This is a genomic window from Sphingomonas arabinosi (assembly GCF_036663715.1).
Taxonomy (GTDB): Bacteria; Pseudomonadota; Alphaproteobacteria; order Sphingomonadales; family Sphingomonadaceae; genus Sphingomonas.
Map to the genome: position 1 here is coordinate 241,965 of NZ_JAXOJN010000006.1, position 15,573 is coordinate 257,537.

The window sequence follows — 15,573 nt, forward strand, 5'->3', positions numbered from 1 at the left end:
CAGGGCAAGGGCACCCTTGAGCGTCAATCGACGTCCTCCACTTCGACCGCCTCGCCCGTCACGCGCTGCGACAGCGCCGCCGCCATGAACATTTCGAGGTCGCCGTCGAGCACGTCGGACGGGCTGGTCGAGACGACGCCGGTGCGCAAATCCTTCACCATCTGATACGGCTGAAGCACGTAGGAGCGGATCTGGTGACCCCAGCCGATATCGGTCTTGCCAGCATTCTCGGCGTTCGCCGCGGTCTCGCGGATCGCGAGTTCGCGCTCGTACAGACGCGCGCGGAGCTGGTTGTATGCCTCGGCCTTGTTCTTGTGCTGCGACCGCTGGTTCTGGCATTGCACGACGATACCGGTCGGGATGTGCGTGATGCGCACCGCCGAGTCGGTCGTGTTGATGTGCTGCCCGCCGGCGCCCGACGCGCGGTATGTGTCGATGCGCAGGTCGCTCTCGTTGTATTCGACCTCGATATTGTCGTCGACGACCGGGTACACCCATACGCTCGCGAACGACGTATGCCGCCGTGCCGCCGAGTCGTACGGGCTGATCCGCACGAGCCGGTGCACGCCGCTCTCGGTCTTGGCGTAGCCATAGGCGTTCTCGCCCTTCAGCAGCAGCGTGGCGGACTTGATCCCTGCCTGCTCGCCCGAATGCTGGTCGACCAGCTCGACCTTCAGCCCGTGGCGCTCGCCCCAGCGCGAATACATCCGGCTGAGCATGCCCGCCCAGTCCTGGCTCTCGGTCCCGCCGGCGCCGGCGTTGACCTCGATATAGGTGTCGTTGGCGTCCGCCTCGCCCGCGAGCAGCGCCTTGATCTTGTCCCGGTCGGCACGCGCGGCGAGTTCGGCGAGCGCGGCGACGCCGTCCGCCTCCATCGCGGTATCGCCCTCGGCCTCGGCCATCTCGATCAGCTCGGCCGTGTCCGACAGTTCGCTCTGGATCGCACGCGTCGCGCTGATCGCCTCGTCGAGACGACGACGCTCGCGCATCACCTCCTGCGCGGCCTTGGGATCGGACCAGAGCGCCTGATCCTCGACGCGCGCGTTCAGCTCGTCGAGACGACGCAGCGCGCGGTCCCAGTCGAGGAAGCGGCGCAGCAGCGCCAGCGCGTCGTTGATGGTGTCTACGTGAGCCTGCGCTTCGGCGCGCATGATATTCTCCAAAAATTCCGTCTTCCCGGCGGACGCCGGGATCGCCGTCCCGCGAACGGGTCGGGTCTCCGGCGGGCGCCGGGATGGCGTCTATATAAGCGCGCTAGTAGATTCCGCCTTGTCTTTGCAAGAAATCGCTGTCGCGTGGGGCTTCGGCCTTCTTCACCACGGTCGTGGTCGTCGCCGCAGCCGGGGGGGCGTCGGAACGTCGAGCGGCACGGCGCGGTTCGCTCTCGGGCTTGAACGCTTCCCAGATCACCGCGGGCTTCGGATCGTCGGTGTTCGGCCACGTGCCATAGACCGGGCGGCCACTCCCGCGATCGATCCGGACCATGCGAATACCCGGCGGCGCGCGGAACGGCAGCTTGGGCAGACCTTCGTAGGCCTTCACTGCGAACTGCTTGAAGATCGGCGCGGCCAGCGTCCCGCCCTGCGCGGCTCCACCTAAATTCCGCGGCGTATCGAAGCCGATATACAGCCCGCCGACGAACTGCGGCGTGCCGCCGATGAACCAAACGTCGGTCGGGCCATTGTTGGTGCCGGTCTTGCCGAACATCGGTCGGTCGAGATCGCGCAGCGTCACCGCGGTGCCGCGCTGGACGACGCCCTCGGTGATGTGGACCATCTGGTACGCCGTCATCGCGTTCAGCACCTGGCGCTGGCGCGTGACCGGGCGGGGCATCGCCTTGCCGTCCCAGTCGGGCGCGTTGCAGCGATCGCAGGGGCGCCAATTCTCCGGCCAGATCACTTTCCCGTGACGATCCTGGACGAAGTCGATCAGCGACGGCGGGCCGCCCTTGCCGTTGTTCGCGAGGATCGAATACGCGTTGACCATCCGCCCCACGGTCGTCTCGCCGGCTCCGAGCGCGAACGAGAGGTAGGGGGAGTAATCGCCGACGCCCATCTTCTTGATGGTCGCGACGACCTTGGGCATGCCGGTCTGCGCGGCCGTCCGCACCGTCATCAGGTTGCGCGACTGCTCGATGCCCCAGCGCATCGTATGCGGCCCGGCGCCGCGCGAATTGCCGAAGTTGCGGAAGCATTTCTGCCCGAGGCGCGCGCCCTGATAGACGCAGAACGGCCCGTCGACGATGATCGAGGCAGGTGTCATGCCGTTATCGAGCGCGGCCGAATAGACGATCGGCTTGATGGTGGAGCCCGGCTGGCGCATCGCCTGAGTCGCGCGGTTGAACGCCTGCAACCGGTCGTCGAAGCCGCCCTGCATCGCCAGCACGCGGCCCGAAGCCGGCTCTTCGACGACGAACGCGCCCGAGACCTTCGGGATCGCCCGAAGCGCGAACTGGCCGCCTTCGGGCGCCACCGCGATGATGTCGCCGACCTCGATCGCGCCGAACGCGTTGCCGCCCTTGCCGCGGACCGCCATCTGCGCCGCATAGCGCGGCAGCGTGCCGGTCTTGCCGGTGCGGAAGCCGAGGTTCCAGGTATTGCCGTCCTTGCCGGTGACGATCGCCGCGATCCAATCGCGGTAATCCAGCGCGATATTGCTGTTCAGCAACGGCTGGAGCCAGTTGTCGTCTTCGATCTCGACATGGCGAATGGGCCCGTTCCAGCCGCGTCCGCTGTCGAACCGGACCAGCCCGTCGCGCAACGCCTGCTGCGCCAGTTCCTGCAATTTCGCGTCGAACGACGTCCGCACCCACAGCCCGCCCGAATAGACGCTGTAGGGGCCGTCCTTTGCGTTCTCGCCGAACTTCGCCATCAGCTGGCGGCGGACTTCCTCGACGAAATACCCGCCCACGCTCTCGAACTTCGGTGTTCGGCGCAGTACCGCGCCGAGCGGCTCGGCGTTCGCCTGATCGCGCTGCGCGGGTGTGATGAAGCCGTTGTCGACCATCCGGTTCAGCACGTAGTTGCGCCGGATCATCGCGCGCTCGGTATTGCGCACCGGATCGTAGTTCGACGGCCCCTTGGGCAGGATCGCGAGATACGCCATCTGCGCGAGATCGAGCTGGTCGAGTTCCTTGTCGAAATACGCATGGCTTGCCGCCTCGACGCCGAACGCGTTACGCCCGAGCGCGATCTGGTTGAGGTACAGCTCGAGGATCTGCGGCTTGGTGAGCGTATCCTCGATCTTGTACGCCAGCACCGCCTCGCGCAGCTTACGCGACGGCGAATAGGCGTTGCCGATCAACAGGTTCTTCGCGACCTGCTGCGTGATGGTCGAGCCGCCCTTGGCGCGCTTGCCGGTGCCGAGCTTGGTCACATAGTCGTACACAGCGCCGGCGAGACCGGGATAATCGACGCCGTGATGCTCGAAGAACGACTTGTCCTCGGCGGCGAGGAACGCCTTCACCAGCAGCGGCGGATATTCGGCATAGCTCAGCTCGACGCGACGTTCCCGCGCGTAGCTGTGGATCGGCGCGCCATCGATCCCGCGGACGTTGGTCGGCAGCGGTGGCTCGTAGGTGCGCAGCGTATCCACGGATGGCAGGTCGCGCATGACCGCGAACCAGAACGCGAAGATCGCGACCACGCCGAGTACGGCAAGCGCCAGCGCCGCCTTGGTCCAACGGCTCGACCAGGCGCGCGCGAACCCGCCGCGTAGCCGGTCGCTGGTGCGGCCTGTCGCCGTCGTCGAGTTGGGGGAGGGATCGGACGCCATGATTACTGCCGCCGCATCTAGCAGGTTCGGGGACGCTTGCCAGCCTTCGGTGCGATGGGGGGTGGGCGCCCGCCTTTGCACATGATCTCACGGGATTTATGCGGCGGGTATCGTCTATCAGAGAAAGTGCACCTCCCCGGCGAAGGCCGGGGCCCAGTTGGAAAGGTCCTAGCAATGGCGCGCAACCGTCGTCAGCAACGTTTCCCAACTGGACCCCGGCCTTCGCCGGGGAGGTGGTTTTGGTGAGGTGGTGCGGCTTTCGGTTAGATTGATGGCAAAGAGCCCATCGACGTCTGCCCAACCCAACGATCCTCCCCCGCCAGGGGGGGGGGGCACCGAAGGTGACGGAGGGGGAGGACAGGGGGCCGAGGTCGTCGCTTACCGCCCCCTCCGTCTGGCAAGCGCCAGCCACCTCCCCCTGGCGGGGGAGGATCGCGAAGTTAAGGTGCTGATCGACGCCGGAACGACACGCACGCGCATTCACAAAGCCTGTCACCCAAACCTTCACTGTGGCAGCAGGCCCCGATGACCCCGCCGCCGCTCCCGATCCTCACCGTACTCCCCGACTTCCTCGCAACCCTGCGCGAGCGCACTTCGGCGGTCCTCGTCGCTCCTCCAGGCGCAGGCAAGACCACCGCAGTCGCCCCGGCTCTCCTCACCGAACCTTGGTGCATCGGCGAGATCCTGCTCCTCTCCCCGCGTCGCCTCGCCGCCCGCGCCGCCGCCGAACGCATGGCCTCGACCGCAGGCGAGCCCGTCGGCCAGACCTTCGGCTACGCCACCCGCATGGACAGTAAGCGCTCCGCCGCGACCCGCGTCACGGTCATCACGGAAGGCATCTTCGTCGCCCGTATCCAAGCCGACCCGGAACTCGCCGGCGTCTCCGCCGTCCTGTTCGACGAAGTCCACGAACGCAGCCTCGACGGTGATTTCGGCCTCGCGCTGGCGCTCGACGTGCAGGCCGGCTTCCGCCCGGACCTCCGCATCGTCGCGATGTCGGCAACGCTCGACGGTGCGAGGTTCGCCGCCCTGATGGACGACGCCCCCGTCATCGAAAGCGAAGGCCGCAGCTATCCACTCACCCTCCGCCACATCGGCCGCCAAGCCGAACTGCGGATCGAGGATTCAGTCGCCACCGCCATCCGCCGCGCGCTCGGCGAAGCGGATGGCGGCGTGCTCGCCTTCCTTCCCGGCGTCGCGGAGATCGAACGGACCGCCGACCGCCTCGCCAATTTGCCGGACGACATCATCCTCCACGAACTCCACGGCAGCCTCGACCCCGCAGCGCAGCGTGCCGCGATCCTCCCCGAACCCGATGGTCGGCGGAAGGTCGTGCTCGCTACCAGCATCGCCGAGACCAGCCTGACGCTCGACGGCATCCGCATCGTCGTCGACTCGGGGCTGGCGAGACGCCCGCGCTACGACCGCGCGGCGGGGATGACGCGGCTGGTCACCGAACGCGCGAGCCAGGCCGCCGTGATCCAGCGTGCCGGCCGTGCGGCGCGCCTCGGGCCCGGCATAGCGTATCGCTTGTGGGAAGAAGCCGCGACCGCCGGCCTGCCGCGCTACGATCCGCCCGAGATCCTAGAGGCGGACCTGTCTGCTCTGGTGCTCGCGTGCGCACTATGGGGTGTCGGCGATCCGCGCGACCTCCGATGGATCGACCCGCCCCCCGCCGCGGCTATCGACGAGGCGATGGCGCGGCTGACGACGCTGGAGGCGGTCGAGGATGGCCGCCCAACCCCGCACGGCCGCGCGATAGCCAAGCTGCCGATGCCGCCGAGACTTGCGCACATGCTGCTAAGGGCGGGGGAGCGCGGCCTGGCGTCGGTGGCAGCCCAAATCGCAGTCCTGCTCGGCGAACGCGGCATAGGCGGCCAGGACGTCGACCTCGAAACCCGCCTCCGCCATTGGAAAACCGAACGCGGACCAAAGGCGCAAGCGGCACGCGCAATGGCGGATAGGTGGGCGAAACTTGCCCCCCCTCCCGCAAGCGGGAGGGGGCTGGGGGGTGGGCTCGCGCCATCCTCGTCGCGCGACGTCGAGACCGGGCGCCCACCCCCCAACCCCCTCCCGCTTGCGGGCGGGGGGGCAGAAGTGTGCGTCGCGCTCGGCTTCCCGGACCGCGTCGCGCGCCGCCGCGATGCGTCGGGCGAAACCTGGGCCTCGGTCGGCGGCCGTGGGTTCAAGCTCGACCCGACCTCGCCGCTCGCCCGCTCCGAATGGCTCGCCGTCGCCGACACGCAAGGGTCCGCCGCCGGCGCGCGCATCCTCTCCGCGGTAGCGATCGACCAAGCCACGGTGGAAACCCTCTTCGCCGACCGCATCGAATCCCGCCGCACCGTGACGTTCGACCACACAACCGGCGGCATCCAGGCCCTCCGAGAACGCCGCCTCGGCGCGATCCGGCTCTCCAGCGGCCCCGACAGCGGCGCCGACCCCGACGCGATCCTCGCCGCGCTCATCGAAGGTGTCCGCGAGCACGGCCTCGCGCTGCTCCCGTGGAGCGACGGCGCCCAAGCGCTGCGCGACCGTGCCGCCTATGCCGGCGTACCGCTCGACGACGCGACCCTGCTCGACCGCGCCGACGAATGGCTCGCACCCCTGCTCGCCGGAAAGCGCCGCCTCGACGCGATCGCCCCCGGCGCGCTCGCCGAAGCGCTTCGCAACGTGCTCGGCTGGGACGCGATGCAGACCATCAACCGGCTCGCCCCGCCCAATTTCACCAGCCCCGCCGGCAGCACGCACGCGATCGACTACGCAGCCGAAGGCGGCCCTCGCGTCGAACTTCGCGTCCAGGCGCTGTTCGGTCTCGCCATCCATCCGACGATCGGCGAGGCGCGCGTGCCGCTGGTCCTCAGCCTCACCTCCCCGGCCGGTCGCCCGATCCAGACGACCCGGGACCTCCCCGGTTTCTGGGCGGGCAGCTGGACCGCGGTGGCGAAGGAAATGCGCGGGCGCTACCCCAAGCATCCCTGGCCCGACGACCCCGCGGTGGCATCCGCGACGCTGCGCACGAAAAAGGCGGATGCAAGGGCCGCCGGTTCGCGATAAGGGGGTCTCATGCCAACCGCCCGTATCTTCCAGCGCCCCAAGAACGCCATGCAGTCCGGCAAGCACCGGACCGACGCCTGGCAGCTCGAATTCGAACCCTCAGAGCCGAAACGCCCCGACCCACTCACCGGCTGGGCCGGCAGCGGCGACACCCGCGACCAGGTGCGCCTGCTGTTCCCGACCGCCGAAGCAGCGATCGCGCATTGCGAGCGGGAAGGCTTCGGCTACACCGTCGTCCCGGCGCCGCAGAAGACGCTGAAGCTGCAGAGCTACGCGGATAACTTCAAGTAAGCCGACCGCGCACGCTGCGCGTATGTTTCTTATCGTCATCCCAGCGAAAGCTGGGATCCAGAGTTACAGGCATGGACGCCCGTGGCTCTGGATCCTGGGTCAAGCCCAGGATGACGGCCCGGGGCAGTGCTAAAGGATCGACCCTGCCAGGATCAGCAGCATCTTGGTATCGATCGCCACGCCCGCCGCTCTCTTCTCCGCGACGAACGCCGGCACATCCGCCAGCGGCACCCGGTGCACGGTGATGTTCTCGTCGCTGTCGCCGCCGCCATCGCCGACCTTCGTCAGCCCGGTAGCGCGCACCAGCGTGAAGCATTCCGACGTCATTCCCGGCGACGAATAGAACACCCCCAGATCCTCGATCGCGTCCGCGCGGTAGCCGGTTTCCTCCTCCAGTTCGCGCCCGGCCGCCACCGCGACGCTCTCGCCCGCGGTTTCGTCACCGACCAGGCCGGCCGGCAGCTCCAGGCACGCGCGGCCCAGCGGTACGCGGAACTGCTCCACCAGGATCACGTCGCCATCGTCGATCGCGACGATCACCGCCGCCGCGATCTGGCCTTGGCGTGCGGCGAACTCCCACGTGCCTTCGGTCTGCACGGTCAGGAATTTGCCGGCCCATACGGTCTTGCTCATAGTTCGATCAGCCTGTCGGGAAGTTCGTTGACCGGCGCACCGGTTCTCGGGAAATGTTCGGCGAGCACCGCTCCGATCTGCGCGACTGCGTCCGCCATGCCGTCGGCGGGACGATCGTCGCGGACGCCGGCGAGCACCGCCGCCATCGCCGCGCCCCAGGTTTCGTTCGGCACGCGCGAGTGGATCGCGTCGTCGGCGATGATCTCCGCGCGGTGTTCGGCGAGCGACAGGTACAGCAGCACGCCGGTCGAGCCCTTGGTGCGCTTCTCGGCCCCCGCACGGAACAGCAGCAAGGCCCGCCGCCGCACGCGTCGCGCCTTGGTCGCACCCGGCGTCAGCGCCACCCGCACCGACGTCGCCGCCAACACCAGCCGCACCGCCAGAAACACCAAAGTCACCAGCATCAGCGCGACCACGTACAGCGCACCCTGCGGTGCCGCCTGCCAGGGATCGACCAGCGCATAGATTTGGTCGGCCGCGACCGGGTGAAACGCGAGCAGCGCCAGCGTCAGCAGCATCGCCAGCACCGCCCAGTGCATCGAGACGTCGTGATACGCATCCGACTGCCGCGCGACGATCGTGACGATCTCGCCGGTCGTCGCGGTTTCCGCCTGCGTCACGGCCGCGGTGACGCGGTCGTGATCGGTTTCGCTCAGCCGCATGTCACCAACTCCCCGATGCGCCGCCGCCGCCGCCGGATCCACCGCCGCCGCCACCGAAGCCACCGCCGCCCCAGCCACCGCCGCTATCGCCGCCGCCGCCGAAGCCACCGCCGCCGCCGCCACCACGGGTCATCGCGTCGGCGATGCTCCACAGCACGATCGGCAAGGCACCGCTGCCACCGCCGCGGCTGCCGCCATCGACATAATGCTTTCCACCCGCGCGCCGCGAGATCATCGGAATGACGATCGCCGCCAGCACGATCCCGAAGAAGATCAGCCCGATCGGCACGCCGCCGCCACCCGAATTCGAGCGACGATGCGTCTTGTCATACTCCGCTGCCGCCGCCGTAACCTTCGCGCGTGCCTCCGCATCGGGCAGCGCGAGCTGGTCCGCCACCGCGTTCGTCCCCGCGACGATCCCGCCGGGGATATCCCCTGCCTTGAAGCGCGGCAGGATCTGCTGGTTGATGACGACGCTCGAGAACGCGTCGGTCAGTACCGGTTCGAGCCCGTAGCCGACCTCGATCCGCACCTTCCGGTCGTTCGGCGCGACCAGCAGGATCGCGCCGTTGTTCGCATCCTTCAGCCCGACGCCCCAGCTCCGGATCAGCGCATTGCCGTAATCCTCGATCGGATAGCCGTCGAGATCGGGCACGGTCGCGACGACCAGTTGGTTGCCGGTCGTTTTTTGCAGGTCGTCGAGCCGCTTGGTCAGCGCCGCTTCCTGATCGGGCGGGATCACGTTCGCAGCATCCACGACGAAGCCGGTGAACTTGGGAAGCGTCTGAGCACTAGCGGCGCTGCTTCCTAGCAGCACCGCGAACGCCAGCGTCAGGAGGTGGCGGAGCATAATGCCCCGATCAGCTCGCGTTGCCGAAGTTTACCGTCGGCGCGGTTTCCGCACCGGGCGTGGTCGCCGCGAACGGCACCATCGGCTTGGCACCGTAGAAGATCTTCGCGCCGACCGCGTCGGGGAAGGTACGGATCTTGGTGTTATAGTCCTGCACTGCGCCGTTGTAATCGCGTCGGGCGATCGTGATGCGGTTCTCGGTGCCCTCCAGCTGGCTCATCAGCGTGGTATAGTTGCCCTGGCTCTTCAGCTCGGGATACGCCTCCTGCAAACGTTGCAGCGATACGCCGACGGCACCCTGGACGCGTTGATACTGCTCCATCTTCGCCGGATCGGACAGATCGGCGGCCGAAACCTGCACCGAGTTCGCAGCCGAGCGCGCCTGCGTCACCTCGACGAGAATATCCTTCTCCTGCGCGCCGGCCGCCTTCACCGTCGCGACGAGGTTGGGGATCAGGTCGGCGCGACGCTGATAGTTGTTCTGGACGTCAGCCCAGCGCGCCTTGGCGTTTTCCTCTGCGGTCGGAACGCTGTTGATCCCGCACCCGGCCAGTGCCGATGCGAGCAGGATCGCGGCGGTACCGCGGACGATTGGGGTACGTGACATCGGGGCTCTCCTGAATACCTGTGTCACCCTCATAGGACAGTCGGCAGGGTTGGCGAAACCGAAATCGGTGGTTAGCCTTGGGCTTGCAACAGAGAGGGGCGTAGATGCTCAAAGAGTTCAAAGCGTTCATCATGCGCGGCAACGTGCTCGATCTCGCCATCGCGGTGATCATCGGCGCGGCGTTCGGCAAGATCGTCACGTCGCTGACCGACGACGTGCTGATGCCGGTGATCGGCAAGATCTTCGGCGGGCTCGATTTTTCGAGCTATTTCTGGCGGATGGGGGCGGTGCCGGCGAATTATGCGGGCTCGCTGAGCGATTACGCGGCGTTGAAGAAGGCCGGCGTGCCGTTGCTCGGGTACGGCGCGTTCGCGACGCAGTTGGTCAATTTCGTGATCGTTGCAGGTATCATCTTCATGATCCTGCGGGTGGTGAACCGGACGGCGGCGCTGATCGAGCGGGAGACTGCGCGGTTGAAGCGCGAGGAAGAAGCCACCCCAGTCGCGCCTGCACCAGAACCTGTTGAGATCGCGCTGTTGCGTGAGATCCGTGACGAACTGAAGGCGAGAGGGTGATCGCCTCCCTCCCTCTCCCCTGTGGGGAGAGGGAGGGAGGAGCCGTAGGCGACGGAAGGGTGAGGGGCTTGAGGCTCGGGACGGGATCCCAACGCCCCCTCATCCGGCGCTGCCGCGCCACCTTCTCCCCGAGGGGAGAAGGACAGGGTCACGCCGCCACCAGATCCTCGGCGTTGGCGTCCGCCAGGCTCGTCCCGTCGAGGATCCGCGCGGTCTCGTCTCGCACGCGCATCATCGCATAGCGGATCGCGCAATCCGCCTCGCTCTTGCAGTCGAGGCATGGCCGGTAAGCAGTCCGGCTCACGCACGGCACGAGCGCCAGCGGCCCCTCGATAATCCGGATGATCTCGCCGAGCGAAATCAGGTGGCTCGGGCGCGACAGGCGATAGCCGCCCATTTTGCCGCGATGGCTGTGCAACAGGCCGGACTCGCGCAGGTCGGCGAGGATCAGCTCGAGGAATTTCCGCGGCACGTTCGCCTCGGCGGCGATGCGCGTCATCGGGATGGGCGGGCCACCGGCGGGGGCACCGCCAAGGAAGATCATCGCGCGAAGCGCGTAGCGGGAGCGCTGCGTCAACATAATGCAGGTTGCTATGCACGCGCTTTGTGGCGAGCGGAAGGCGGTTTGGCATGCCGCATGCTACGGCACTGACGTTTCTCGATAAAAAACCATCGGGGCTCGGGCTTTTCATCGCGTTGCGGCGCGCCTATATCGGGCATGCCGTCGGGGGAATCTTCTCTTGGCGGCTATGGCGATAAACCGTGGCGTGTCATAGACACAGCGGACCCGGGGGCAGTACCCGGCGACTCCACCACCGCCCTCTTCGCAAGAGGGGGACGATGACGGGGTCGAACTAGGATCGACGTGTGTTCAACGACGCTATGTTTCGCTCGGAATGGGACCACCGCAACGGCCCATACACAAGTGCCAACGATAACGAAGCACTCGCAATTGCCGCATAACTGACGGTCTAACGACCTAAGTTATACGGACGAAAGCGCGGTTCGGGCCACACCGGGCAACAGAAGTGGAAACCGGCGGTACGGGGGGCACCGAGCAACAGAAGCTCCCCACTCTCTGGATCATGCGCCCTCGATCAAGCGGCTAGGCGTTCGACCAACCGCAGCACCGGCGGACTGAAGCCGAGCGGCCCTACCAGACCATTCGCGACGACCAGCACGCCACCACCCCAATAATAGGCCGGATGGATTCTCCCGTGCAGGCGCAGGTCGTAGATCATCCCCGCGATGACGAACACCGCCATCGACGCGAACACCGCGAGCGGTGCGAACTCGCCCAGCGACGGCAAGGGCAGGATCCGCCCGAGCGCGGGCGACATGATCAGGATCGTCCCACACAGCATCAGGCGCTTATGCCACGCTGCCTGCTTTCGCAGTACGATCGCCCACGCCGTCAGGATACCGAAGCCGACGATCCCCAGCACGTCGAGCACGAGAAAAACGCCCGGCGGGAAAAAGGGCGGTACCCGGTGTTGCTCGACCGCCGCGACCGTAGTGACGATGCCGAGCACGACCATCGATACCGCGATAGCCGCGCCGAGCATGCCAAGTTGACGATGTCGCGTGATCGAGCCACGGACGATCAGCCAGTTCTGCATGACGTAGAGTATGATCCACGCAGAGAACACGGCGGCGTGCAAGTGGACTTGGGCCGGCAGTTCGAGAAACGTCCAGTGCATCCGCGCGGCGTTCAGCGTGAATCCGAAGATGACCGTAACCGCTATCGCTATCGCCATGCCAAGAAAGAAACGGCGCTCGCTTGCGACGACGTTGCTTCGCAGTGGCTTCGTAATGTCCTGCGTTGCCATCATGCCGCCCCCGCGAGTCGATCCTCAGATCAGGGAGGATGATCCTAATAGAGCCGAGCGGCAACGTTTATGATGTGTAGAGGCTTACCGAGAATAGTCGGTGCGATATCGTAGGTTAGTGTTCCTAACCGTCGCCGTTCAGAGTTGGAGAAGCCTGCTCAGTTGTGCGCCCGTATAGGGTTTCTGTACGAACCGGGCTGCCTTTGGCAGTGCGTCGGTCGTACCATTGTCGGCGCCCGAGGTGACGAGGATCGCGATATCCGGGCGTTGTGCATGCACCAATTTGGCCAGGTCGATGCCGTTTAGTATTCCCGGCATGCGGACGTCGGTGAACAAGGCTGAGATGTCGGGACGCTCCTCGAGCTTCACCAAAGCGTCGGCCGCATTGCTGGCTTCTACGACTTCGTAGCCGGCATCCTCCAGCGCGAGGTTGGAATGGACCCGAACCAGGGCATCGTCGTCGACGACGAGAATCACGGACTTGGAAATAGCGACCATGGCGGTTCGAACATCCGGCATGCTACTCCGTTCCGATATTAATCGTCTTCCTTAACTAAACGGGGCGAAGCGAGCCCTTCATGAAAAAGGGGCCCGGTTTCCCGAGCCCCTCCATCGATTGCCATATGCAGCAAAGGCTTAGTCGCGATCGCCCGTCAGGAACGCCGGCGCGAACTCGGGAGCCTTGTCGCCATCGGTGCGTGCAGCACGCTCGCCACCGCCGTTGCCGCCGCCGTCACGACGCGGGCCACGGCCACCGCCGTTGCCGCCTGCGTCACGGCCGCCGTCGCCGTCACGACGCGGACCACGCGAGCCGCGGTCACCGCCGCCGCCTTCGCCGCGCGGACCACGACCGCCGCCATCACGACCACCGCCGTTGCCGGCATCACGACCGCCATCGCCATCACGACGCGGACCGCGCGGACCACGATCGCCACCCTCACGGGGCTCACGTGCAGGACGCGTGTCCTCCAGCTCTTCGCCGGTCGTCTGGTCGACGACGCGCATCGACAGGCGCACCTTGCCGCGCGGATCGATCTCGAGAACCTTGACCTTGACCTCCTGGCCTTCGCTCAGGGCATCGCTGACCTTCTCGACTCGCTCGTTCTTGATTTCGGACACGTGGACGAGACCGTCCTTGCCACCCATGAAGTTCACGAACGCACCGAAATCGACCAGGTTGACGACCTTGCCGTCATAGACCTTGCCGACTTCGGCTTCCTCGACGAGGCCCTTGATCCACTTGATCGCGGCTTCGATCTGCGCGGGGTCGGACGACGACACCTTGATCACGCCCTCGTCGTCGATGTCGACCTTGGCGCCGGTCTGCGCGACGATCTCGCGGATCACCTTGCCGCCGGTGCCGATGACTTCACGGATCTTCGACTTGTCGATCTGGAAGCTCTCGATGCGCGGTGCGTGGGCGCTGAGTTCCTCACGGGTGTGGTCGAGCGCCTTGGCCATTTCGCCCAAGATGTGCGCGCGGCCTTCCTTGGCCTGCGCCAGTGCCTTGCCCATGATCTCCTCGGTGATGCCGGCGATCTTGATGTCCATCTGCATCGTGGTGATGCCCTCGGACGTGCCCGCGACCTTGAAGTCCATGTCGCCGAGGTGATCCTCGTCGCCCAGGATGTCCGACAGAACCGCGAAGTTCTTGCCCTCGAGGATCAGGCCCATCGCGATGCCCGACACCGGACGCTTCAGCGGAACGCCCGCATCCATCATGCTCAGCGAACCACCGCAGACCGTCGCCATCGACGACGAGCCGTTGCTCTCCGTGATGTCCGACAGGACGCGGATCGTGTACGGGAAGTCTTCCTTCGACGGCAGCACGGGATGCAGCGCGCGCCAGGCGAGCTTGCCGTGGCCGACTTCGCGACGACCCGGCGCCCCGAAGCGACCGACTTCACCGACCGAGTAGGGCGGGAAGTTGTAGTGCAGCATGAAGTTTTCGTACGAAAGCCCGTTCAGGCCGTCGATCATCTGCTCAGCATCGCGCGTGCCGAGCGTGGTGGTGCAGATCGACTGCGTCTCGCCGCGCGTGAACAGCGCCGAACCATGCGTGCGCGGGAGGAAATGCACCATCGCCTCGATCGGACGGATCTGCGTGGTGGTGCGGCCGTCGATGCGGGTGCCGTCCTTCAGGATGGCGCCGCGGACGATCTCCGCCTCCAGCTTCTTCATCAGTTTGCCGGCTGCCATCTGGTCCTGCGGCGAGGCATCGGCGAATGCGGTCTTGCCCTTCGCACGCGCCGCGTTCAGCAGGTCCGAACGCTTGGACTTGTCGGTCACCTTGTAGGCGGCCGCAATGTCCTTGCCGATCAGCTTCTTCAGCTTGTCCTTGGCGGTCGAGAGATCAGCCTGCTCGGCCATTTCCCAAGGATCCTTGGCGGCCATCTCGGCCAGATCGATGATCAGGTTGGCGGCTTCGCGGCAGGCCTTGTGGGCGAACTGCACGGCACCGAGCATGATCTCTTCCGAAAGCTCCTTGGCTTCCGATTCGACCATCATCACGGCCTGGCCGGTGGCGGCGACGACGAGGTCGAGATCGCCAGCCTTGGCTTCTTCCAGCGTCGGGTTGAGGATGTAGGCGCCATCGACGTAGCCGACGCGTGCTGCGCCGATCGGGCCCATGAACGGCACGCCCGAGATCGTCAGCGCTGCGGAGGCTGCGACCATCGCAAGGACGTCCGGCTCGTTCTCGCCGTCATACGACAGAACCTGGCAGATCACGTTGATCTCGTTGTAGAAACCCTCGGGGAAGAGGGGACGGATCGGACGATCGATGAGACGGCTGGTCAGCGTCTCCTTTTCGGTCGCGCCGCGCTCACGCTTGAAGAAGCCGCCGGGGATGCGGCCGCTCGCGGAGAACTTCTCCTGGTAATGGACGGTGAGCGGGAAGAAATCCTGCCCTTCCTTGACGGTCCGTGCAGCCGTCACGGCGCACAGAACGACGGTCTCTCCGAGGGTGGCGAGCACTGCGCCGTTGGCCTGGCGCGCAACGCGGCCGGTTTCGAGCGTCAGCGTCTTGCCGCCCCACTGGGCGCTTACGGTCTTGGTATCGAACATTCTTTTTCCTTCACTCCAAACGCCAGATGCGTTTGGGGCCTATGTGCGGGCTTAGCCGGCCCGCGGCGGTGTGGAGCGAGTTGTCGCTCCTAAAGGGATCGGCCGAATTGCCTCTCCCTAAATTCCACCCCGGCGAAGGCCGGGGCCCAATTGGGGTACGCTGCTTGTCGCGCGCGCCGCCAGTTTAAATTCTTTTTGCCATAATGCCAAAAGGGGCGACCTTTCGGCCGCC

Annotated in this window: 13 protein-coding genes and 1 other RNA gene; 4 read left to right on the forward strand and 10 right to left on the reverse strand. The window is 66.4% G+C overall.

The window, feature by feature from the left end:
* Positions 1-23 precede the first annotated feature (23 nt).
* Together prfB and U1708_RS12365 are read right to left on the reverse strand one after the other, a co-directional pair.
* Complete coding sequence (prfB, locus tag U1708_RS12360; protein WP_060526781.1) at positions 24-1,151, reverse strand: peptide chain release factor 2; 1,128 nt, start codon at positions 1,149-1,151, stop codon at positions 24-26.
* A 103-nt stretch (positions 1,152-1,254) separates the two neighbouring features.
* A complete protein-coding gene (locus U1708_RS12365) occupies positions 1,255-3,774 on the reverse strand; it encodes a penicillin-binding protein 1A (RefSeq protein WP_332746116.1) in 2,520 nt (839 codons plus the stop codon).
* A gap of 525 nt (positions 3,775-4,299) precedes the next feature.
* Between U1708_RS12365 and hrpB the strand changes: the two genes are divergently transcribed.
* The gene (hrpB, locus tag U1708_RS12370; RefSeq protein ID WP_332746118.1) at positions 4,300-6,828 is read left to right on the forward strand and encodes an ATP-dependent helicase HrpB; all 2,529 of its coding nucleotides are present in this window, start codon (positions 4,300-4,302) and stop codon (positions 6,826-6,828) included.
* Between the two features lie 9 nt (positions 6,829-6,837).
* Complete coding sequence (locus U1708_RS12375; protein ID WP_187503982.1) at positions 6,838-7,119, forward strand: ETC complex I subunit; 282 nt, start codon at positions 6,838-6,840, stop codon at positions 7,117-7,119.
* Positions 7,120-7,248: 129 nt separating this feature from the next.
* Here U1708_RS12375 and U1708_RS12380 read toward each other — a convergent pair whose 3' ends face one another.
* From U1708_RS12380 to U1708_RS12395, 4 genes are read right to left on the reverse strand one after another with little or no spacing between them, the layout of a single operon-like run.
* The gene (locus U1708_RS12380; protein ID WP_332746120.1) at positions 7,249-7,752 is read right to left on the reverse strand and encodes an NUDIX hydrolase; all 504 of its coding nucleotides are present in this window, start codon (positions 7,750-7,752) and stop codon (positions 7,249-7,251) included.
* Positions 7,749-8,414: a TPM domain-containing protein gene (locus U1708_RS12385; protein WP_332746122.1), complete on the reverse strand. Its 666-nt coding sequence runs from the start codon at positions 8,412-8,414 to the stop codon at positions 7,749-7,751. Before U1708_RS12385 ends, U1708_RS12380 begins: the two co-directional genes overlap by 4 nt.
* Before the next feature lies 1 nt (position 8,415).
* The gene (locus tag U1708_RS12390; protein ID WP_332746124.1) at positions 8,416-9,264 is read right to left on the reverse strand and encodes a TPM domain-containing protein; all 849 of its coding nucleotides are present in this window, start codon (positions 9,262-9,264) and stop codon (positions 8,416-8,418) included.
* A gap of 10 nt (positions 9,265-9,274) precedes the next feature.
* The gene (locus U1708_RS12395; RefSeq protein WP_332746126.1) at positions 9,275-9,871 is read right to left on the reverse strand and encodes a LemA family protein; all 597 of its coding nucleotides are present in this window, start codon (positions 9,869-9,871) and stop codon (positions 9,275-9,277) included.
* Positions 9,872-9,975: 104 nt separating this feature from the next.
* Here U1708_RS12395 and mscL point away from each other — a divergent pair, with 104 nt between their 5' ends.
* Entirely contained in the window at positions 9,976-10,446 is a 471-nt protein-coding gene (mscL, locus tag U1708_RS12400) for a large conductance mechanosensitive channel protein MscL (protein WP_332746128.1), read from the forward strand.
* A 148-nt stretch (positions 10,447-10,594) separates the two neighbouring features.
* Here the strand turns inward: mscL and U1708_RS12405 are convergent, their stop codons facing one another.
* Positions 10,595-11,026, reverse strand: coding sequence for an RrF2 family transcriptional regulator (locus U1708_RS12405; RefSeq protein ID WP_060526568.1), 432 nt, complete (start codon positions 11,024-11,026; stop codon positions 10,595-10,597).
* A 101-nt stretch (positions 11,027-11,127) separates the two neighbouring features.
* Between U1708_RS12405 and ssrA the strand changes: the two genes are divergently transcribed.
* Positions 11,128-11,483, forward strand: a transfer-messenger RNA (tmRNA) gene (ssrA, locus tag U1708_RS12410).
* Positions 11,484-11,543: 60 nt separating this feature from the next.
* On the opposite strand, the gene U1708_RS12415 is transcribed toward ssrA, so the two are convergent.
* The 3 genes from U1708_RS12415 to pnp form a co-directional block, all read right to left on the reverse strand.
* Positions 11,544-12,203: a hypothetical protein gene (locus U1708_RS12415; protein ID WP_332746132.1), complete on the reverse strand. Its 660-nt coding sequence runs from the start codon at positions 12,201-12,203 to the stop codon at positions 11,544-11,546.
* 210 nt (positions 12,204-12,413) lie between these two features.
* Positions 12,414-12,773, reverse strand: coding sequence for a response regulator (locus U1708_RS12420; protein WP_332746134.1), 360 nt, complete (start codon positions 12,771-12,773; stop codon positions 12,414-12,416).
* A 138-nt stretch (positions 12,774-12,911) separates the two neighbouring features.
* Positions 12,912-15,341 (reverse strand): polyribonucleotide nucleotidyltransferase, encoded by a 2,430-nt coding sequence (gene pnp / locus U1708_RS12425; RefSeq protein ID WP_332746136.1) that lies wholly within the window; start codon positions 15,339-15,341, stop codon positions 12,912-12,914.
* Between the last annotated feature and the right edge of the window lie 232 nt (positions 15,342-15,573).